The 20,999-nt window shown below is 48.3% G+C and carries 20 protein-coding genes; 6 read left to right on the top strand and 14 right to left on the bottom strand.

Annotation, left to right across the window (positions count from 1 at the left end; translation table 11 throughout):
* Positions 1-8 precede the first annotated feature (8 nt).
* Positions 9-962 (bottom strand): phosphoribulokinase, encoded by a 954-nt coding sequence (locus tag PN498_RS01785; protein WP_272060961.1) that lies wholly within the window; start codon positions 960-962, stop codon positions 9-11.
* Positions 963-1,026: 64 nt separating this feature from the next.
* Between PN498_RS01785 and PN498_RS01780 the strand changes: the two genes are divergently transcribed.
* A complete protein-coding gene (locus PN498_RS01780; protein WP_272060960.1) occupies positions 1,027-1,212 on the top strand; it encodes a hypothetical protein in 186 nt (61 codons plus the stop codon).
* Here PN498_RS01780 and PN498_RS01775 read toward each other — a convergent pair.
* Both PN498_RS01775 and PN498_RS01770 read right to left on the bottom strand, forming a co-directional pair.
* Positions 1,209-2,231, bottom strand: coding sequence for a DUF6492 family protein (locus tag PN498_RS01775; RefSeq protein ID WP_272060959.1), 1,023 nt, complete (start codon positions 2,229-2,231; stop codon positions 1,209-1,211). The genes PN498_RS01780 and PN498_RS01775 overlap by 4 nt on opposite strands.
* Before the next feature lie 4 nt (positions 2,232-2,235).
* Positions 2,236-4,026: a sedoheptulose 7-phosphate cyclase gene (locus PN498_RS01770; RefSeq protein WP_272060958.1), complete on the bottom strand. Its 1,791-nt coding sequence runs from the start codon at positions 4,024-4,026 to the stop codon at positions 2,236-2,238.
* A 437-nt stretch (positions 4,027-4,463) separates the two neighbouring features.
* Here PN498_RS01770 and ribD point away from each other — a divergent pair, with 437 nt between their 5' ends.
* Positions 4,464-5,594, top strand: coding sequence for a bifunctional diaminohydroxyphosphoribosylaminopyrimidine deaminase/5-amino-6-(5-phosphoribosylamino)uracil reductase RibD (gene ribD / locus PN498_RS01765; RefSeq protein ID WP_272060957.1), 1,131 nt, complete (start codon positions 4,464-4,466; stop codon positions 5,592-5,594).
* A gap of 207 nt (positions 5,595-5,801) precedes the next feature.
* Here ribD and PN498_RS01760 read toward each other — a convergent pair whose 3' ends face one another.
* The gene (locus PN498_RS01760) at positions 5,802-6,206 is read right to left on the bottom strand and encodes a thioredoxin family protein (protein WP_272060956.1); all 405 of its coding nucleotides are present in this window, start codon (positions 6,204-6,206) and stop codon (positions 5,802-5,804) included.
* A 634-nt stretch (positions 6,207-6,840) separates the two neighbouring features.
* Between PN498_RS01760 and PN498_RS01755 the strand changes: the two genes are divergently transcribed.
* The 3 genes from PN498_RS01755 to PN498_RS01745 are packed head-to-tail and all read left to right on the top strand — an operon-like array spanning position 6,841 to position 9,138.
* Entirely contained in the window at positions 6,841-7,515 is a 675-nt protein-coding gene (locus PN498_RS01755; protein ID WP_272060955.1) for an amino acid ABC transporter permease, read from the top strand.
* Between the two features lie 16 nt (positions 7,516-7,531).
* The gene (locus PN498_RS01750; RefSeq protein ID WP_272060954.1) at positions 7,532-8,185 is read left to right on the top strand and encodes an amino acid ABC transporter permease; all 654 of its coding nucleotides are present in this window, start codon (positions 7,532-7,534) and stop codon (positions 8,183-8,185) included.
* Between the two features lie 26 nt (positions 8,186-8,211).
* Positions 8,212-9,138, top strand: coding sequence for a transporter substrate-binding domain-containing protein (locus PN498_RS01745; RefSeq protein WP_272060953.1), 927 nt, complete (start codon positions 8,212-8,214; stop codon positions 9,136-9,138).
* A gap of 321 nt (positions 9,139-9,459) precedes the next feature.
* Here PN498_RS01745 and PN498_RS01740 read toward each other — a convergent pair whose 3' ends face one another.
* Both PN498_RS01740 and PN498_RS01735 read right to left on the bottom strand, forming a co-directional pair.
* Positions 9,460-9,984 (bottom strand): DUF6658 family protein, encoded by a 525-nt coding sequence (locus tag PN498_RS01740; RefSeq protein WP_334312213.1) that lies wholly within the window; start codon positions 9,982-9,984, stop codon positions 9,460-9,462.
* A 604-nt stretch (positions 9,985-10,588) separates the two neighbouring features.
* Positions 10,589-11,641, bottom strand: a complete 1,053-nt coding sequence (locus PN498_RS01735) for an AI-2E family transporter (RefSeq protein WP_272060951.1) — start codon at positions 11,639-11,641, stop codon at positions 10,589-10,591.
* Positions 11,642-12,063: 422 nt separating this feature from the next.
* Between PN498_RS01735 and PN498_RS01730 the strand changes: the two genes are divergently transcribed.
* Positions 12,064-12,987 (top strand): hypothetical protein, encoded by a 924-nt coding sequence (locus tag PN498_RS01730; protein WP_272060950.1) that lies wholly within the window; start codon positions 12,064-12,066, stop codon positions 12,985-12,987.
* 16 nt (positions 12,988-13,003) lie between these two features.
* Here the strand turns inward: PN498_RS01730 and PN498_RS01725 are convergent, their stop codons facing one another.
* From PN498_RS01725 to glpD, 8 genes are all read right to left on the bottom strand, one after another.
* Positions 13,004-13,657 (bottom strand): Crp/Fnr family transcriptional regulator, encoded by a 654-nt coding sequence (locus PN498_RS01725; RefSeq protein ID WP_272060949.1) that lies wholly within the window; start codon positions 13,655-13,657, stop codon positions 13,004-13,006.
* Between the two features lie 228 nt (positions 13,658-13,885).
* A complete protein-coding gene (gene leuC / locus PN498_RS01720) occupies positions 13,886-15,292 on the bottom strand; it encodes a 3-isopropylmalate dehydratase large subunit (protein WP_272060948.1) in 1,407 nt (468 codons plus the stop codon).
* A gap of 175 nt (positions 15,293-15,467) precedes the next feature.
* Positions 15,468-16,034, bottom strand: a complete 567-nt coding sequence (locus PN498_RS01715) for an HD domain-containing protein (protein ID WP_272060947.1) — start codon at positions 16,032-16,034, stop codon at positions 15,468-15,470.
* A gap of 102 nt (positions 16,035-16,136) precedes the next feature.
* Positions 16,137-16,475, bottom strand: a complete 339-nt coding sequence (locus PN498_RS01710) for an ArsR/SmtB family transcription factor (RefSeq protein ID WP_272060946.1) — start codon at positions 16,473-16,475, stop codon at positions 16,137-16,139.
* Positions 16,472-17,221 (bottom strand): 16S rRNA (uracil(1498)-N(3))-methyltransferase, encoded by a 750-nt coding sequence (locus PN498_RS01705; protein WP_272060945.1) that lies wholly within the window; start codon positions 17,219-17,221, stop codon positions 16,472-16,474. The genes PN498_RS01710 and PN498_RS01705 overlap by 4 nt, the downstream gene beginning before the upstream one ends.
* A 119-nt stretch (positions 17,222-17,340) precedes the next feature.
* Positions 17,341-18,015: a hypothetical protein gene (locus PN498_RS01700; protein ID WP_272060944.1), complete on the bottom strand. Its 675-nt coding sequence runs from the start codon at positions 18,013-18,015 to the stop codon at positions 17,341-17,343.
* Positions 18,016-18,146: 131 nt separating this feature from the next.
* Positions 18,147-19,130, bottom strand: a complete 984-nt coding sequence (locus tag PN498_RS01695; protein ID WP_272060943.1) for an NAD(P)H-dependent glycerol-3-phosphate dehydrogenase — start codon at positions 19,128-19,130, stop codon at positions 18,147-18,149.
* A 124-nt stretch (positions 19,131-19,254) separates the two neighbouring features.
* Positions 19,255-20,949 (bottom strand): glycerol-3-phosphate dehydrogenase, encoded by a 1,695-nt coding sequence (glpD, locus tag PN498_RS01690; protein ID WP_272060942.1) that lies wholly within the window; start codon positions 20,947-20,949, stop codon positions 19,255-19,257.
* Between the last annotated feature and the right edge of the window lie 50 nt (positions 20,950-20,999).

Genomic DNA, 20,999 nt, shown 5'->3' with positions numbered 1-20,999 from the left:
CGACACGTCTAGGCTGCTAGCTGCTGCGCTACCTTGTCTGCCTTGAGCATGTGATAGGTGATGAAAAGCTGAGTTAAAGCTAACGGATAGCTTTGCAGGGTTTCTCCAGTCGTGCCAACTACTTTACCAATGTCCTCATTGCCTTCGAGACTACAGAACTGTCCTAAAAAAGGCACCTCATTACAGAGAATACGCTCCAGTTCTTGCACTTGTTCTTGGGTTGCGTGTCCGTCAATTTCTAATACATCGACAGGCTTACCCATATCTCGCTCTAGTCCCAGTCGAATGGAATCGCCTAAATGGTTGCCCTTATCATCCAGAATATGAGTGAAATCTGGATGGGGGATGGTGGGACGTAAAACTAGCTTGACATTCAGTAGCAAATCATCAACGCCCTCATCTGCTTCAGGTGGGTAAAAAGAAACCACAACATCAGCCCATTGACGCTGAGGACGAATGAAGGCTTCAGAATCAGGTTCTCGGGCTTTGAGCTGATCTAGCACTTGATCTTCGGTATATCCCCGCTTACGGGTATCTCGCTTGATCTTCCAATTGGCACGCAGCTCTTCAGGAGGCGCTAGATAGACCATCACGTCGTAGCATTCCCGAGCAAAGGCTGTTGAGTAACCAAGTAGTCCCTCAACGATGACAAACCGAGACGGCTTAATATATTCCGGCGGATCAAACATCCCCGTGCTGTGGTTGTAGATAGGCTTAAGAATCGGCTTGCCTTCTCGCAAAAGTTGAAGATGTTGTTCAATAATGTCTAAATAGTTGCAGTCTGGATGCAGCGCAGAAATTCCCATTTCTTTGCGCTGTTTGCGATCGTATCGGTGATAGTCATCGGTACAAATGGCGGTAACTTGGTCTTCGCCTAGAATTTGTGCGATCCCGCGAGTGAGCGTCGTTTTGCCTGCTGCGCTATCGCCCACAATCCCTAGAATGATTGGACGGCTGGGCATGATTCCTCCTGACCGAACTGCGTATTATTGCCTATTAATCGAATTTCTATAATTGTAGGGACCAATGGTTCCCTACTCAAGAGATTGCTTAATGGAGTCCCTAGAAAACGGCAATCTTGAGTCCAATTTTTGCCAACAACTAGTGAAGCTCGGCGATCGCACTGGAACGAAGCATGTTCTTCACGCCGATGCTGGTTGTCGCAATACGCTTATGGGAACGCGACCTATCGCGTTCCCATACGGTTTCTAGGTTCTAGCTGTTTCGGCCATACGAGGATTCCAACGCGATCGCGACTCTTCAATGTGCATGTTCTTTTCATCCTTCTTCAAGTGGCGGGGGCTACTTTCAAAGGCGAGGGAAGAGGGTGGCTCATCGGAGCCATATTCGACGTTGACAAAAGCTGACACAACTTCATAGCTCGGTGAGAATGGCTCATCGGCTAATTCAGCGACAGCCTGTCCCAGCTTCAGGGCGGCTGAGAATAGTCCTGTACCGTCGTCGAAGAATCGCTCGGTGGTTTCGCCATAGCGATCGTACGGATAGAAAGACAAGTCTTCAGGTGCGTTTGCCGCCACCCAAGAGACATAAGCCCAATACTCGCTGAAGGTACCAAAATCATTGGCTGAGCGCATCATCAGCAACAGCCAATGATCATCAGACTGATAGTAGTCCTTCACCTGCTGAGCAAAGGCCTTCAGGTGAGACTGCTTGAACCACATATGGTGGGGCACAAAAGTACCCACATCATCCGTCAGTGGCTCAACCTTCAGCACCGAGCGAATCCACTCGGCCCAAGTCTCGACAATCTTGGCATTGCCGTACTGATTGTGCTGAAGCAAGGCAAAAGAGTGTCTTACATTCCCTCCCACCTCTTGCAAAATGGGCCAAGTTGCTACAGGGAGCAAATCGCTATCCCACACCATGTACCACTCACTTAGATCGGCGATTCCTTCAAACGCTCCCAGCTTCAAAAGTTGCTGATAGAACCACCCGGGAGTGTAGAGGGATTCACCCAAGTCTAATTCAGCGCAAATGCTTTCTTTAGACAGACCAATGGTTTGGAAGAAAGGCTCCTCTTCATGTACGTGGAGAGGAGCGACTTGCCAGCTTTCGACCTGTTCGCGGAGCGATCGCGCCTCCGCCTCAGGCGTAACGATATGAATGGCACGAGGCTGGTAGTGAGTTGTCAGCCCCTCTAATACCGCGCGAGTATTCCATCGCACTTTAAAGAGGGGAATGACAAAATCAAATGCTTCTGCAATCGGCATCGGATTAAATTGCCACCTCAGTAACGCTTGATAAGATCTCTTCAGCTTCCTCTGTGAGAGCAGGCACTGCCTCTGAAAGGACATGGTGAGCAATTGTAGACGGATCTTCCAAGCCGACATCGCTACAGAGTGAATCGATGCCTAATCCAGCACGAGGGTACTCGGTACAGATAGCTTGATATTCCGAAATCGCCAAAATCAGATCGTCATGGCTCAAAGAGTTAAGGTAGCCGCACTTGCCGATTTCGCCTTTGGGTAACGGTGCTGTCAGGTTACCACCGCGCTTCTGCACAATCTTCTCCTGAGCAGCCCAAACCAGATCGCGGTTCAGCATGACGTCATTCCAGAGGCTCAATCCGAAGGAGCTAATCAAACGTAGGATGCGGTGGAAATCTTCTTTGCTGATCCAGTCATGGCGGTAGCTCAGGTAGGCTCCAAAGCCCATACCGATCGCGACAGCGTGACCGTGGAGCAATCCAGATGCAATTTCGAAGCCAGGCGACCAGGTATGTCCATAGGCGTGAGGACGGCACTGATGCGTCTCATATAAGTTGTCGTATTCAGCCTCAACGTAGCTCCGCATTGCTGCGCCTAGAATCTTTTGGGAGAGAACGCAGATTTCATCTTCAGACTGACAATCCAGAGCGCCAAAACGAGTGGTGATCAGCTCAGGACCCGCTTGTTCCAGGCTGCTGAACAGCTCCTTATCCTTAACGATCGCCATCTTGATGATTTCAGCAATGCCGTGTCGCAGCCATCCTTCTTTGAGCGTCTTGAAGAAGGCGCGATCAGTGATAGACAGGATTGGCGCATGGTAGGCACCGAAGAGATTCTTATAGCCAAATCCGTCGCAACAGGTACGAGGAGACGGCCCGGCGTCAATACCCGCCACGATGGACGTGGACAGCATGACGTAAGGCGTGTTGCGGTGATAGAGGGCGCAAGCCAAACCGCCCGTGTCGGTCAGAACACCGCCGCCGATGATCAAAACTGGCTCATTACGAGAAACCCCAAGCCGTTTGAAGTCACCCAGCATCCGCTCTACCGTATGGATGCCTTTGTCAACCTCCATAGCGCGGTAAACAAGTTTATCTAGCGTGATGCCGTGATGACTGAAGTAGTGCTCGATTTGCTCACCATAAAAGCGCTCAACGTTCTGGTCAATTAGACAGACACAGCGACCCACAGCAATATACATATCTCGCAAGAGAGCTTGTTGCGGATCCAGAACATTCTCTACCACTCGAATGGAGGTAAAGGTACTAGAGGTCATGACTGCCTCAACGGTCTGATCATCATCCGTGCTAACGACATAGCCCTTACTCTGACGGTAGCTAGAGGTGGGATAGATTGCATGGGGGTCGGTCTCGACTAATTGAGTTGCGAGATCTTGGTAAAAGGCCCCCTCACCACTGTTCACCAAAACCTGCAACAGCTTCTCATGCCCTAAAGGTGACTGACGAACCTCGTCAGCAAAGGTAGCCCAAGTCATGCCGACCTCTGTATCAAAAGCTGAGAGTAACTCAGACAGCAAACCAAAGAAGTTGCTCAATGACGTGTTTAGGCAACTTCGTAGCTTGCGACAGGCAGAAAGACCCTGAATAGCTCCTGCCGTGGCAAACTCCTGACCCAATTCTTTAGAGAAGGCTTCCGTGTTAATCAAGGCAAGCAGCAGGTCCCTAAAATCCGAACTACACACTAGCCCTTCTACGGCTTCCTCCACGCTCTGACGTGTCAGCTCTTGGCTGTCACATGCTGCGATAAAAGCCTTAACTGCCGAAGTAGTCGTTGTCATCACAAGTTCCTGAAAAGACATACATGCAAAGCGCAAGGTATCAAACCCTACTTAAAGCAAGTTAACACAAACGCTCAGATAAACCTTAAAAGAATATTACAGATCTCGATGTTCTTTGCGTGATATACTATCTGCTCAAGTAAAAGTGGGAAATTCTCCCTTTAAGAGATATCAATAAATTTTTGTTTGGGCAAAAAACTTCAAATGGATGCATTCCAGGGAATCCAACACGGTAAAGAACGCTTCTCAAGAAAAGAGGGCCCAGTGAATTTACTTAGAGTACTAAGGTACTTGGCATAAAAGTTACGCTGAAAATTAATTCTTGGGAAACTCCAATCTCAGGATTGTTAAGCAGCTTGATAGACATCAAGTCAAAAAATTGTTCCTTGGAAAGTCACACCTGAGCCTAAGCATTGTGCGAATCTAAAGCTTTGAAGATGGAATTGACTACCAAAAGCCCGTCGGATTCACAATTCATGCAGCGATGCTTGCAGCTAGCTCGTCAAGCAGACGGCAAAACATCACCCAATCCTTTGGTCGGCTCGGTGATTGTTAAGGAGGGACAGGTTCTAGGAGAAGGCTTTCATCCGGAGGCTGGAAAACCTCACGCTGAGGTGTTTGCCCTTAGGGCAGCTGGCGATCGCGCTAAAGATGCCACCCTATACGTCAACCTAGAACCCTGCAACCATACAGGACGCACACCTCCGTGCACTGAAGCCATCATTGCAGCAGGCATTAGCCGCGTTGTGATAGGCAACATTGATCCAGACCCACGGGTTTCTGGAAGTGGGGTAAACCGATTGCGGCAGGCAGGTCTAGATGTCGTCGTGGGTGTAGAAGAAGCAGACTGTCGTCGGGTGAATGAAGTGTTCATTCACAGTGTGAAAAATCAACGACCGTTTGGGATTTTGAAATACGCCATGACCCTAGATGGCAAAATTGCGGCTTCTAGCGGTCACAGCGCTTGGGTAACCGGAAAGGATTCACGAGCTTGGGTTCATCGGTTACGCAGTCGATGTGATGCCGTGATTGTTGGTGGGCAGACGGTACGGCAGGATAATCCTCGCCTCACTAGTCACGGGCAGAGCGATCGCAATCCATTGCGCGTTGTTATGACTCGGTCTCTTGATCTGCCTGATTCAGCTCATCTGTGGCAAACGGATATGGCTAAAACGCTTGTTTTTTGTAGTCGCGATCGCGATGCAAGCAAGCAGCATTTAATAGAGAACCAAGGCGTCGAAGTGATCGATTTGGCCCAGCTTGAGCCGCTAGCAGTGCTTGAAAAGCTCCACGAGCGGGGACTACGCTCCGTATTGTGGGAGTGTGGAGGCCGACTATCAGCTCAGGCGATCGCTCAAAACTGTGTGCAAAAAGTCTTTGCGTTTGTTGCACCCAAAATAATTGGTGGAGCGACAGCTCCTGGACCTATTGGAGATTTAGGACATGTTCAAATGACAGAGGCGATTCGCTTAACCGACATTGCAGTTGAGCAAATCGCCTCTGATCTGTTGATTCAAGGATATCTAAATCCAAATCGTCAAAATGACCCTACGACACGTGAATATTGATCGCGGCAAGGCCATCTCCTTCAAGGTCACCTAGGCAAAGCCTCTCTCAAAGGATGAATATTACTGAGATCTTGCACTAGTACATCGGTATCTTGCATTTGTCCCCTAAATCTTCCAATTCTGGGGACTTCGATCTCAGAACCCGCCAAATTTGGGGGGCAGGGGGGCCAGACCAGGCAATGTCGGGACAACTGCAAAATCTGAGTATTATTCAACATTAGAGACTTCGCTGAAAGAAGGAATGCGGATGGTCTGCTTCATGTGCTTCAAAGGATAAATATCAGGCGTCAGACGCTGTAGATAATCACTCAATGACATCTTTAAATCGTCTCGCCCATTAAATCCCTCGATTCGGTGACAAAGAGAGCCGTTTTGAAACAGCATCAAAGTTGGCAACGTCGTAAGTCGATATTGGTTAGCTAACTTGAGATTGTCATCTGCATTAACGTTGACAAGACGAAGCTTTCCTAGCCATTCGTCTTGAAAACTTTGCAACAAAGGCTCCACCAGCCGACAGACTCCACACCAGGGTGCCCAAAAGTGAACGATTACAGGAATCTTTGATCCCAGGACTTCATCTGCAAAAGTTGATTCATTCGCCGTTAAGGACATGAGTTTATTAATAGCAGGTAGAAAATGGCTTTTGCATTTATTGTATAGGAGTCAGGGATACATCATTAGAGCACCCAACAAATTTGTTGCCTTCCGATGACATCGAGACTTATACAAAAGTCTAATCAGATGTCTCTTCTTTCCAGAAACTACCAGAGACGAACTTGATCCCCTATCAGATTGGAAGCATTTCCGCATAGACATCTACCAAGTTAGTGGACATCCTTACAATCTGCTCAATGTTTGCTCACCACCTGTTCAGGTTTTTCCTCTCAGCCTGAGAGAATTTAGGTCGTGGAGGTGAATAAAATTCACACAAGCGAAAATTCGAGCTAGCGCTTGTGCCATTCTCCTTTGTGCTGGTAGACAAATTTTGTCCTTCGATTTGCGATCCCGAATTGAATGGATGACGGTTTGTGGGCGACCTTATTAGCAATCGCCATCTAGATTCATTTCACCTTCAAGAGACTCGTACTGAATTCAAAAAACTCACCAGAGTATTGTTGAATCTCTAGAAACGCTTTGCTCCTGCCAAAACCTCCAGGAAGAGCCGTATCAGAATACACAAATACTAATCGAGTCCATCGGTATGTTGTATACAGTATGCAGATGTTCTCTATCAGTCCTATAGTCCATGGACTACACACCACAGTTTTCCGTTGTTTTTAACAATATTGGTTTCTTCATCCAAGGTATTTTTCTGACTATTCAAATTGTGGTGGTCGCGATCGCCTTCGGCCTTGTATTAGGTATTGCCGGAGCACTATGTCGCACATCTGAAAATCGCTTTCTGAAATGGGTTGCCACAGCCTATGTTGAGTTCTTTCGCAATACGCCGTTCTTAATTCAGCTTTTCTTCTTCTTCTTTGGGTTGCCCAGCGTGGGTGTCCGAATGTCGCCTTGGCAAGCTGCCGTCTTAGCATTGGCGATCAACTTTGGTGCCTACTCGACAGAAATCATTCGAGCCGGGATTGAGGGCATTGACAAAGGACAGATTGAAGCGGGAATGTCTTTGGGGTTCAAGAAACTGCAAATCTTTCGTCACATCGTTTTGATTCCAGCGTTAGGCAAAATCTATCCGGCTTTAGTGAGTCAAGTGGTTCTTGCGGTCCTTTTTAGCAGTGTGGTCTCTCAAATTTCCGCTGAGGAATTAACTTTCGTGGGCAATTACTTGCAGTCCCGAACGTTTCGCAGCTTTGAAGTCTATCTAACGGTTTCCCTCATTTATGTCGTTCTAGTGTGGTGCATCAAAGGGATGGCGTTCCTAATTCAAAAGCGGTTTTTTGCCTTTACTCAATACATTCGTTAGTGCTGGAGCGACAATTATGCAGGACTTTACGCTGGCCCAAATCGTAACCAATCTGTTGATAGCAACAAGATGGACGATCGCACTATCAGCGATCGCGTTTGTTGGCGGCGGCATCGTTGGCTTTCTGCTGATGTTGATGAGAATTTCCCCAAATCCAATTATCAAAGGCATCAGCACACTCTACATCGAGTTCTTCGAAGCCACTCCACTCCTGATGCAGTTGTTTTTGGTCTTCTTCGGCATCTCTGTTCTATTTGGTTGGAATTTATCGGCTTGGGCGGCTGCCAGCATTGCCCTGACAACTTACACCAGTGCGTATTTGGCCGATATTTGGCGAGGTTCAGTCGAAGCCGTGCCGCTGGGTCAATGGGAAGCTTCACGAGCGCTGGGGATGAAGTACTTTCAGCAACTCATAAAGGTGATATTGCCGCAGGCAGTGAGGCTGTCCATCCCATCCACGGTGGGCTTTGCTGTACAAGTCATCAAAGGAACGTCGTTGGCGTCAGTCATTGGCTTTATTGAGTTAACGCGATCAGCGTCTTCTATCAGTAATGTTACCTTCCAACCCTTTTTGGTTTATTCCTTTGCCGCCGTTATTTACTTCTGTCTCTGCTTCCCCCTGTCTCTGTGGAGCAAACGGCTGGAAAGTCGTTTCGCATACGGCAGTTAAAACTATTTTTTTCTACGAGGTTAGCTATGGTTAATGTTGTTTTTCGTTCACTGATTCAAAAGTTGGGATTGCGTGCCGCCAGAGGAAAGGCGATCGCGGCGCTGGTCTTAAGCGGGCTATTTGCGATCGGAATTGTGGCCTGTTCCGGCGGCTCTATCACCTCTCAAGACGTTGCAGGCAGCGATGTCGCTAATGCTCAAACCGAGGTTCCTGAAGGAGAGGTTTCAGTTGCGGGGGGAACCCTCGATAGTGTCTTGAGTGCTGGTGCTATTAAAATCGCCGTTCCCCAAGACAGTCCACCCTTTGGCTCAGTGGGGACAGACGGTGACCCTCAAGGCTATGACGTCGATGTAGCCCAACTCATCGCAGAGGATCTAGAGGTTGACTTGGAACTCATTCCGGTAACTAGCACCAACCGGATTCCCTATCTACAAACTGGTCGGGCTGATCTGGTTATTTCCAGCTTAGGCGCAACGCCTGAACGGGCAAAATCCATCTACTTTTCGTCGACGCCTTATGCTCCTTTCTTTTCCGGAATTTATGGGCCAACCGATGCCAATGTTTCCAGCTATGGAGATCTAAGTGGATACACCATCGGTGTGACTCAAGGTGCCTTGGAAGACTTAGAAGTATCTGAGAAAGCACCTGAAGGCGTTGAGATCAAGCGTTTTGAAGATAACAGCGTCACCATATCAGCGCTGCTTGCTAATCAAGTCGATCTCATCGCCACGGGTAACACCATCGCGGCAAAGGTCATCCAGGATAATCCAGATGCAAGCATTGAAAACAAGTTTGTGATGAAAAATTCCCCTTGCTATATCGGTGTTCGTCGCGGTGATCTCGATATGTTGGAGTGGGTTAACGTATTTATCCGTCACAAGCGATTTTCAGGGGATTTTGAACGTCTCTCTCAAGAATGGTTTGGCGAACCCCTACAAGTTCCCTCCTTCTAAATTTCAATATTGTTCGAATTTAGGGTACGGGGACGACTCCATATGACAGCTTGAAATCTATTTAGGATATTAGGGGAGCCAGGCAGTTGACGATTGTTTGGCCCCTTTAACCCTCCTTGTCGAATCTATGCAAAAGCGGGAGCAGCACACCTACTGCTCCCGCTCATAACACTAAAATCTTGTGGGCAGCGAACTCATGTCCCAATTAAGCACGACTTTATTACTCACGCCTAAATTATGGAATTGATGCTTTTATGGACAGCTCGTTCTTACCGGGTTGCCCTTTTGCGCAAGTCCCATCTGCTACCAAAAGCCTAGACATTAGGTTGCTGGATCGATCGTATCAGCGGCGCGCTCAGCAGCGTCGCTGGCACCTTCTCGCAAATTTTGCAAACCCTTCTTGGTGTTCTGAACAGCATTATCAGCAGCTCGCTGAGTTGAATCACCAACGTTCTCAGCGGCACGCTCAGCAGAGCGACCAATATCCTTAGCTTGTTCCCTAATAGATTTAGCTGGAGCTACATCATCTACATAGCCTCCAGTTTGAAGCTTTTGACGGCGACGACGCTCAGCTTGCTTAATCGATCGATCTGCTTTTGCATCAGCAACAGTTGTGTCGCGCTGTGTATCTTTATAAGGGTACATTCCTTGGTCAGCCAAATTAGGGTTGGCAGCCTGAGGCGTATCAACGGTTCCACGAACGGTAGGTGTTTGAGGCACTGTTGTTTTTGAAGTTGTTGGGCTATTGCTGCAAGCAACACTAGATAGCACAAGTACCCCTGCTAAGAAAGTAGCCAACAAGTGCCGCATTGAAATCTTACTTAAAAACTGCTTTAAGGTCTTCATAAAGTCCTCTTCAATGACATCAATTCGTAGTGAGACTCTTATGTTCTTTGAACGACTCAGCTCGATATCTTTACACTCGCTTCAATAGGTATTGATAGCTTTAGCCCTCTAGGCTTGTGTACCTAATCGATCCAGGCACCTAGCACATCGCTAAACAGCTCGCCGGCTTGTCCTCATGGAACTGGCGACGCTACAACCCTCGAAACTGCTTACATTCACTGGTCCTACAAGTCCAAAAAAATCTCTCTATGAACTCTGAGGTCAAGTCTATAAACTCTGCCGATAGTCGGTATCTGCCTATAGGTTTGATTGTTGATAGAAATTCTTTGTTATGGTCTATTCCTAATGAAATAGATCCATAGAAATATGCCTATAAATTATTAGGTAGAAGAGGATCTAAAAAAAGCCGTCTATAGAGTTTTAATCACCATCTAGCAGTCCATTGGTCTTGAAGCAGAAATATGCTCACTTCAAAATACGAGGAAACCTATCTGTCTTAGTTTTGTAGAGTTTTGCTCTTCTCGCAGAGTATTCTCAATTTTAAATCTTTGAATTTCGCGCAGCGGTACTAGCCACATCATACTTTAAACACGACATACTCCAATCAATCTGTTCCTCCTAGCATGATGGCAATAGATCGACTAGACTCAAACTCATTAGTAAACAATACAATTGCGGCAGTCATTGGCACACCTAAAAAGGCTCCAGGAATTCCCCAAACCCAACCCCAAAAGACAATCGATAGGAGAGCTACAAAGGGAGAAAGTTTCAGATACTTGCCTTGCAACTTAGGATCAACAAAGTTACCCAAGATTGTTTGAATAATGGCTAAACCGACTAAAGTTGCCGCACCAATTGCAGGTCCTTGAAACAAAGTTGCTACAAGAGCTGGAACAACTGCCGCAATAATTGAGCCTAGCGTAGGGATAAAGTTGAGTATGAAGGCCAACAATCCCCATACAAAGGCTAAGTCAACGCCTAATATTAGACACCAAGCCGACGTTAAAATGCCTGTCAAAAAACTGGTAAATGCAACCACCATAAAGTAGCGACGCAACTTGTTACCCATGCTAGAAACGGCATGAATAATATGATCGCTTGCCTTGCCAGGAAAAGCTTTTTGCGTACGATCGCGATACTGACCAATCTCCAACAGCAATAGCGCTAAAAAAGAGGCCACCAACACTAACAAACTCAGTACTCCTAACAATGACTGCACTCCACCAAGTGCTTGTTGTAGCAGTTGAGAAATAGCTCCGTTGGTTTGGCCATTTTCACCCATAGGTAAACCATAGCTACTCAACCAAGCCTGTGCAGACTGTATAAGCTGCTGCAAACGATCTCCGTACTCAGGCAGCTTGGGTTCGATGAGTTCTAAGCTCAGGATGACCGCTCCAACGAAAACGCCCACCACGCCACCGAACACCAGCAGCACGACTACCATACTGACCCACTTCGGCAAATGCCGCTCCAACCATTCTTGTAGAGGAGCTGCCAAGACCGCAATGAAGAACGCGAAGGCGATCGGCAAGACTACAGGGCGAGTCAATTTCAGAATATGAATGCTCAGGATGACCGTAATGATAATCATCAAAGTGGAAACAAGCTTGCCCTGCGCTTTTGGCAACTTGGGCCACTGATTCAAAGAAGTCGTCATGTTTCCTAGATGATTACGAGAGCAGCAAAACCACATTTAGACTGAAGGCATATGGCTTACTAGGAGGTTACATACTCACTCTGGTCTTGTAGCTCTGTCTGCCGAAAGAAATGAAGGAGCCAAGTGATAGAGGTTCATCTGAAAGGGAGCCATCAGTTTGTAAGGGCTGCCAAGCTTGCAAGAATTTAGGCATAGACAAGGACACTGAAAGCTAGACCTAACAGAAGACAGCGAACCCTCTGACGATACGCTAAGCCTCCGAATGCGATTGGGCGCATAAGAACTAGATGGCTAAGGTTATAGTACGAATCTATTATTTTTTGCTGTGGAAGATATCTGCCGTCAGGACGAGGGCAACTTCACAAAAAGTTAATTAACGTCAGTTTAGATTTGTTAATGTTTGGCTCTGGGAAGGAGCATCTATGCATCAGCTTCAACATGCCGAGAGCTATTTAGAAAGGATCAGCCGCCCTACTTTACCGATCGCAGACTTTCTGAAGCGCAACATCTTTATGTGTGGTGTTTGGCTGCTAGGTATTCCAGCGTTTCTCTATGGGGCGATTGATCGAGGCTTAGCAGCATTCGGTGGAAGCGCTGCAGCAGTTACCGCGTCTTCTCACTGTATGGTTGCGTTAGCAGCTCTATCGATCTGGTTTATTGTGGGTATGGCTGCCAACCCCCACGGACTTTCCGAGACTGACTCCATCGAGTTGCCTCAGCCCATAGAAGATCGCTTTTCTGGCGTAACTTTACCTGCGCCTTGTGTTGCTCAGCAGAAATATCGACTCCCTTTTTCCCATCAGTGCCAGATTTATCACCTGTTGAATCTCAAGCATCTCGAAGAGATTCACCGTTTCAGTCTCGGTAACTTAAAGGTCACCAAAGTTAGTCAGTTCCAAAAGACCGAAACCGGAGGCATGATGCGGTTTCGAACGGTATTAGATTCATCAACCAACATCCTGAGGATGTGGCGAAATCCCAGCGTGGAGGTCGATTTGATTCTACATACGCCTTATCAAATTGAACTGCGCGTTCCGGCATACCGACAGAAGTGTATTCACGTTCTATTCAGCGTATTGCCCTTGAATGAAGAGGAGCACATTCTCTCGGTACAAATGTTTACCGATCTGCAATGGCCGAGGGAACTCTTGAAAGCCATCCTTATCATTGCTTCCAGCTTAACGATGTTAGAAGACCTACCCTATCTGAGCCAGCTTTCAAAGATTAGCTTAGAGCGATCGCAGCACTCTAACCCGTCCGAAGAAGCGTCATCGGCTCATTCGATGCAGCTCTTCTGGCGCTACATCGAACTTTATGACAACCATTGGCATTGGCAAGTTTCATAGGTCTGGGCGCAGTACCCTAAGCATACATTCGAGACCAGCTGCTGTTGTGGAGCTGCTCTAGCTGAATGATGAGATATCGCTGTTGAGTTTGTAGCCAGCCCTCTTCCTTAAATTCCTTCAGCAAGCGGGTGACCGTGACGCGAGTGGTTCCGATCGCAGTCGCCAACTGATGATGAGTTAGTTTGACTGGAATTCGTACGCCGCAGGTTTCAACCTGACCAAAGTCCTGAGCAATCAGCAGCAATAGCTGCCTTAGCCGATCTGCAACTAATCGCTTTCCTGAAATGGCCAACCACGCTTCTGATTGCTGAAGCCTCAGCATAAGATGACGACAAATACCGGCCATCAGCAGCGGTGAAGACTCAATTTCCGTCATCGGAAGAGGCAGCACATCGACATCAGTCAATGCTGTCGCCCAATAGGGATCAACCACCGTCAGTGGCAAACCTACTGGCATTGATGGTCCCGCTAAACCCAGCAGCGTCTCACTACCATCCTGCTGAATCGTATACAGCTGGACCACTCCACGACAGACGATAAGAACTTCATTGAGGCGTAAGGGAATCGTTCGCCCCGCCGTGTAGGGAGTCAGCGTACGCTCCCGATAAAGTTGCTCTAGCACTGCGACAAAATCGTGGCGATGAGAATTTACGGCAGGGCTTGGAAGCAAAGAGGGTTTTGCAAACACAGTTGGATTTTCCCGGAGAACATCACAAAAATATCTGACCTGCCCTCTAGCTGGCTGAAGGGCTTCCTGCAGAACACCTTGCCTCACACTTGAGTACCAAGTTGAACTGATAGATATTCCTACCAGTCATCTTCAACAATGGTTCTTAAGATAGGGCGAAACTAAGTTTAATAATTAATTAACGCGAAGCCAATTTACAGATGCAGATGTCTATGTAAGCAACGTGCGAACGTCTTCGACCTGGCCGGCGATCGCCGCGGCGGCAACCATGGCTGGACTCATCAACAGCGTGCGCCCGGAGGAAGATCCCTGACGACCTTTGAAGTTCCGGTTAGAAGAAGAAGCGCTCAGTTGATCGCCCTGAAGTTTATCAGGATTCATCGCCAAACACATCGAACAGCCAGCATCTCGCCATTCAAATCCAGCCGCCTCAAAAATCGTGTCCAATCCTTCAGCTTCAGCCGCTTGTTTAACACGCTCTGACCCTGGAACAACAAAGGCTTTTACAGCTTTAGACACTTTGCGACCCTGGACAATCTTTGCGGCTTCTTGCAGATCACTTAAACGACCATTCGTGCAGCTCCCAATGAAGCAGACATCCACTTTAATCCCTTGAATCGGCGTGCCCGGTTGTAGCCCCATATATCGATAGGCTTCTTCGGCAATCGCGCGATCGCTCTCTTCGACATCATCCAGCGCTGGAATATGCTCGTTTATGGCAATTCCCTGACCCGGTGTAATGCCCCAAGTGACCGTCGGCGGAATGTCAGCTGCGTCAAACACAACAACGTCGTCGTACTCAGCATCAGCATCGCTGCGAATGCTTTCCCACCAAGCAACTGCCTCATCCCATTGCTCCACACCAGGTGCAAATTTGCGACCTCGTAAGTAGTCATAGGTCACGACATCTGGGTTGACATAGCCGCAGCGAGCCCCCCCTTCGATGGACATATTGCAAAGGGTCATCCGCTCTTCCATCGACATCGCTTCGATGGTTGTTCCAGCGTATTCGTAAGCATAGCCCACGCCCCCTTTCACACCAAGCTGACGAATGATGTGAAGAACCACATCTTTGGCATAAACGCCAGGGGCAAGAGTGCCATTCACTTCAATACGCCGGACCTTAAGCTTAGCCAAAGCCAAGGTTTGAGAGGCAAGAACATCACGCACTTGACTGGTTCCAATGCCGAACGAAATCGCGCCGAAGGCTCCATGAGTCGATGTATGACTGTCACCGCAGGCGATCGTCATTCCAGGCTGGGTGAGACCTTGTTCGGGGGCAATGACATGAACGATACCCTGATTACCCGAACCGATATTGTAAAAAGTAACGTTATTCTCGCGACAGTTGTTTTCCAGTGCCTGCATCATTTCTTCGGCTAAAACGTCCACAAACGGACGCGCCTGGTTATCCGTTGGCACGATGTGGTCTACTGTAGCGATCGTGCGCTCTGGAAACATGACCTTGAGCTGCCGCTCTCGCAACATGGCAAATGCTTGAGGGCTGGTAACTTCATGAATTAAATGCAGGCCAATGAAAAGCTGGGTTTGTCCCGATGGAAGTGTGCCGACTGTATGCAAATCCCAAACCTTATCAAAAAGCGTGCCCTTGCTCATGACCCAATAATTCCAACGACGAATGCGACTCAAGCAACCATACTAGCCCATTCGCCTGTCATCGACGCTTTGCGTCCACAAACATCCTGTTTAGGTTGCTGTAGGCTAAGTCTCAGAAGGCTAACAGGATTCTAGAAAATATGACCCAGCCGGCATAGCTGTTGTCAACACTGAGCTATTTTTCCAGCGTGAACTGTGGGTTACAAGTTTTATAGGCTGCTTCATAAGTCTCGTCAAATAGGGCTTCCAACGCTGAGTGAATGCCTCGCATCTCATCAACGACACGTTTACCCCAATTGCAATAGTTAGCACGCCGTTCTAGAGACCAATCAGGGGGTGGCGATTGAGCGACGTTTCTTAGATTAGCGGTTTTATCAGCCAGCTTGACGAGCTTAGCGCGATCGCTCAAATCCGCAGCATGGTCAATCTGCAACTGTTTGCGGACATCCTGGGGCTGGGATTTATCATCCGTGACCTGCTCAACGACCGCAGCAACATCAGCCCCAAAACGAGATCGAATCTCTTCTAAAGTTGTCTCAGTATCTTCCACAGTGTCGTGCAGTAGAGCACTCACCAAAACAACCGGATCTCGAACACCGCCATCCTCGAACAAAATTCTCAAAAGTTCAATGGGATGGTTGATATAAGGCGTTTGTTCAACATCCTTACGCCGCTGATATCGATGCTTATAGGCTGCAAAATGAAGCGCGTCAATTACTTGACCCAGTGCACCCTGTTCCACAGGCTAATTCCTAACCATTATCAATATATACCAAGCTTACCTGTCATCCCTAACGGCAACAACAGAACAGCGAGGAAAATATGATTAAACGTCCCGATCTACTTATTCGCCATCATCACACAGTCTTGTTGGAATGATCGGGCTGTATCGCCGATAGTCTGACAAGTACTGTTCGAGGACAACAAATTGGGGCAAATTAAGGCTGTAATAAGTCCAGCGTCCTTGGGGTCTAGCTCGTACCAAACCTGCGTCTTTCAGCACTCGCAAATGGAAAGACAATTTGGACTGACTGACATCAAGCTCTCCACAAAGGTCACATACGCACATTTCCTGCGTACGTAACCGCTCGATAACATGAACTCTAAGGGGATCAGAAAGCGCATGAAACCCAGCTAAGCAATTTGAGGTTTCGGTCTCTAGCGTCGTCTTGACAGTATTCATAACTGGTCTACCTGGAATGGGTCAATACTAGCGAAAACTAAGCTAGCTTGGAGTATCGAAAGTGCCGTTACCGAAGCTGTCACAGCTCTTAACACGTTTCTGCCAAGCATCACAGGCTGGTAACCTTTTGTGATTGCCCCTTCGACCTCGATCTCGGTCCATCCGCCCTCTGGACCAATTGCAACAACGATAGACGTAGCTTGTCTCGACAAACAAACAGATAGCAACGAAGGAGCAGAGCGCCTAGCTACGCAGAGATAGCGCTGGTCAGACGTATCGGTTTCTAACCATTTCGACCAAGCCATCGGTTCTCTAACTTGGGTAACCACCAAACGTTCTGATTGTTCCGTTGCTTCAGTCGCAATCCGCCGCCATCGTTCCAACTTGTTAACACTAGGTCGCAATAGCGTGCGATCGCTCAGAATGGGCACAACTTGATGAACGCCCAACTCAGTAACTTGTCGCACAACTTCATCGAATCCCTGTTTAGGTAAGCAGGCTGCCAGCGTAATGTAAGGCTGATCAGGAGCTAACTGGGTATCACCAAAGTCTGACAATGAGGAAAGATGAGCTTGCCCCTCTATGGAGGAAAGGGTTGATAGCCAGATAGTCCCTTGACCATCTAATGCCAGGAAGCGATCGCCCCGCTGTAGCCGCAGCACTCGTTCCAAATAGTGCTGCTGATCAGGTGTCAATCGGAGTAAATCTCCGTCAACCTGCGCGACATCGACAACAATTCGCTGCAAGGAAGCCTCCTTACACCCTTCGTAAGACCATAGTCTGAATTACAAACATCATGACTGTAGGCTGTACAAAACCATCAATACAATTCCGCTCTACGCGACAGTCAAGCCACCAACGAGCGCTACAGCAAGTCGACGAGCTGAGTATAGGTAATCGTCTGTGTATCTGGGTCAAACTTGATGCCTAGAACGCTTTCATCCCGGGTAAGTTCGACAGCAGATTGATCGGTAAAATCGACCACCCACCCTGACTCCGTCAGAATAGCCACCGTGTTCTCGACGTCTGCGCCTAAATACACGTGAGGGAAACTATAAGATGCGTTAAATCCCAACTCAGGTTGGGCTGGAGGGCCACCTGCAACCCGAATTTCTAATTCTGTCTCGCCCTCTGGATTAACCCTGGCGCGATATTCCAAATCGCCATACAGGTTCATGTAGGTGAGCCAAGAGTCTTCCTCGTCTTCCGGCTCTGCGAGGATAGCTAACACCCCGTTCTTATCAGTAAAGCCAGTCTCTTTGTTATAAACGTTGAGGTAGGTTAGCTCACTGTCTTGATAGATGCGTACGATGTAGTGCTGGGTTTCAAACCGGAGCAGCGTTATGGACCTAGGTTGAGGGATGATCGCAGCCTCATTTTGATCGCTGTGATCATCGGTAAAAATGTCTTCCGTAGTCAGCGCTTCTTCCACTGACAGGTCATCTGAGGCGATCGCTTCAACCGGTCGAAGCACACCTCCATAACCCACTAACACACACAGACCCACACTCCAAGCCCAAGGTTGCATAGATCGCATCATCCTCAACCAATCTACATAACCGTTCATATTACAGTAGGTGTGAAACATTCCCTCATAGACGACATGAGAATGCGATCACAAACTGACTTGGAGATGGGTAAGGCGTTTTTGCAGCAGAGGCTCGAAGTGTCCTAATTTAATAGGCAAGCTTCTGCCTTCAGATCGCGTTCCATCAAAGCTTCAACGGCCTCTTTCGGAGTAATTTTGCCATTCAATAATCGGTAGACTTCCCGCGAAATGGGTACGGGTATCTCCTCTCGATTGGCAATCTGAATAAGGACGTTGGCGGTGTTCACTCCCTCTGCGGTACTGCCTAGTTCATCTAAGATCTGGTCTAAAGGTTTTCCGTGGGCTAATCCATATCCCACTCGATAGTTTCGGCTCAGGGAACTTGTGCAGGTGGCTAACATGTCTCCTAACCCAGACAAACCGAAAAAGGTGTCCATTTGTCCTCCTAAATGGGTGCCAATACGAATCACCTCAGGCATCGCTCGGGTAATCAGGGCTGAGCGGGCATTGGAGCCGAGGTTGAGTCCTTCACACACCCCCACTGCGATCGCAATCACATTCTTCAACGTGCCGCCGAGTTCAGCCCCTAACGGATCCAGACTTCTGTAGACCCGGAAAATATCTGAAGCGAATAAGTACTGAACGGCCTCTGCAGCTTCAGGATGGGTACTTGCCGCAACGGTTGCTGCTGGTAAGCCCTGTTCAATTTCCTTGGAAAGGTTAGGACCTGACAAAACGACAACAGGATTATCAGGGAAGGTATCTTGAAAAATTTGAGAGGGCGTCCGGGTTGTTTCTGGGTCAAGGCCTTTCGTTGCAGTCACCAAAATCGTCTCAGGCGGAATGTTCAGCTCCTGTAACTGTTTGACAGTGGCGGATACGCCCTTCATCGAAATTGCGGAGAGGATAATATGGGAACCTGAAACTGCGTTTGCAAGCGTTGTCTCACCTCTGCGAGACCATAGACAAACGGTATGGTCGTTTTTTCTGACCAGCTTGGCTAAGGCGGTTCCCCATGCGCCCGCCCCCAAAATGGTCAATTCGGCTGATGCCTCTTGCACTTGTTGAGCATCAATAGAAATAGGAGAAGTTGCAGATGCGTCCATAGGTCATCGGCCAATCACGTTTGTACTGCAATCATAGGAGGCTTAGTCCCTCCCGCAAAGTCAAGTATGCCAGTCACGAAGGAATAGGAGAGCACACGGGCAGGGCTATATCCTTAGAACTTGCTTAAACCGCCTGGAGCGATCGCCCTTCAATGCCACTCTCTATTGCGTAGTCTGGAATGCAATTCTCTTCCATGAACTGGCGATAGGCGCGTTCTTGTGCCTGACACTGATCAGTTGTCCAGCCGCAGTGCTTTTGCAGCGTTTCCAAGATGGGTGCCAAAACGTCGTAACCGTAGTTTGCGTTCATCGCCAGGATGGTACGACGGCGAGTGATATCTAGTAAGGTGTGCGCCATCTCCTGCTGCACTGCAAAGACAACCTCAGCTCGGATGTTGGGATGGGTCTCAGTGAGTGGCTCCGCTAAGTCGGGGGCATTGTCTACCAAGGCAAGGAGATCAATAGCCCGTACTCCATAGGTTTCAAACAGGTAGTTGAGGCTGTCAGTGCTAACTTGATCGCGATAGCGTTCGTAGGCGGTTGTGAGGCGATCGTCATCTGGCCAAATGCAGCCTGGTAGGGGGCGGTGACGGGTTGGCGATGGCTTGACCGCTTTACCCATCTTTTTGAAGGCCCAATCAGTCATTTCTTCACCCACTTGCCGATGGGTTGTCAGTTTGCCGCCAATTAAAGAGACTAAGTTGCGAACGCCTTCCTTCTCGTGGTCATACAAAATATGGGCACGAGTGATGCTGCCTGCTTTTTTGCCTTCTGAATAGGGTAAGGGCCGCACGCCAGAATAGGTGAATTTCACATCCTCACGAGTTAGGCGGGCCGTTGGCACAACGCGATTCGTTTCGCTGACAAGGTAGTCAATTTCGTCATTGTCGGCTTTAACCTTGTCGAGGTCACCCGTATATTTCAAATCGGTCGTGCCAATAAGGAACTGTCCGCACCAAGGAACGATGAAAAAGGGACGTCCGTCCGATTTTGCCTCGACGTACAGCGCGCTGCTGGGTGCTCCAGGAAAAGGATCAACGATGATGTGGCTGCCTTTAGTACCACCAATTTTGCGATCGCTGCCAATCGGCTCGGCTTTTCCATTTCTTTCCCCCAAACCCAAGACGCGATCAACCCAAGGTCCAGAGGTGTTGACAACAACTCCGGTCTCCTTAAGAGAAGCGGTGAAGTCTTGGTCTGCAATCTGATCGTAGATACTGAAACTAGTCAGGCGATCGCCCTCCCGCTTCAGACCAGTGACCGTTGCATAGTTGAGAATATCTGCACCAGCAGCTTTAGCATCCAAGAGTGTTTCTAAGCAAAGGCGCTCAGCATGTTCAGCCTGACCGTCATAATACTGAGCAGCTCCCTTGGCATTGTCATGGTCAACCGAGCGGAATAACTGACGTAACTTTGCCTGCGAGAGCATTCGGTGATTGGGCAACGTTTTGTCATAGCTCAAGATATCGTAGAGAACCATTCCGGCCTGAATTTCCCAATAGCTGCGTGTACCGCTGCCATAAATAGGAATCGTCATCTGAATGGGCTTGACTAAGTGAGGAGCACTTTTCAGTAAAATCTCCCTTTCCCGTAAAGATTCCCTAACTAGATTAAATTCAAAATATTCAAGATATCGCAATCCGCCATGGACTAATCGAGTCGACCAGCTTGTAGTCCCACTGGCAAAATCGTTCTTTTCAACCAGCAGTACTGATAATCCTCTTAAGGCGGCGTCTCGCGCCGTTGCTGCGCCATTAACGCCGCCACCAATGACAAATAAATCATAGCTACGGCTCTGGATTGCTTGTAAATCTCTCATCTAAGATCCTTGAGTGCTGCAAGTTAAAAATAGGCCGTCAGTTAAGCAGT

Origin of the sequence: Oscillatoria sp. CS-180 (assembly GCF_028330965.1) — a bacterium.
Taxonomy (GTDB): domain Bacteria; phylum Cyanobacteriota; class Cyanobacteriia; order Phormidesmidales; family Phormidesmidaceae; genus Halomicronema.
Note: the sequence above shows the minus strand (reverse complement) of the source record. Positions and strands in the feature narration are given on the sequence as shown.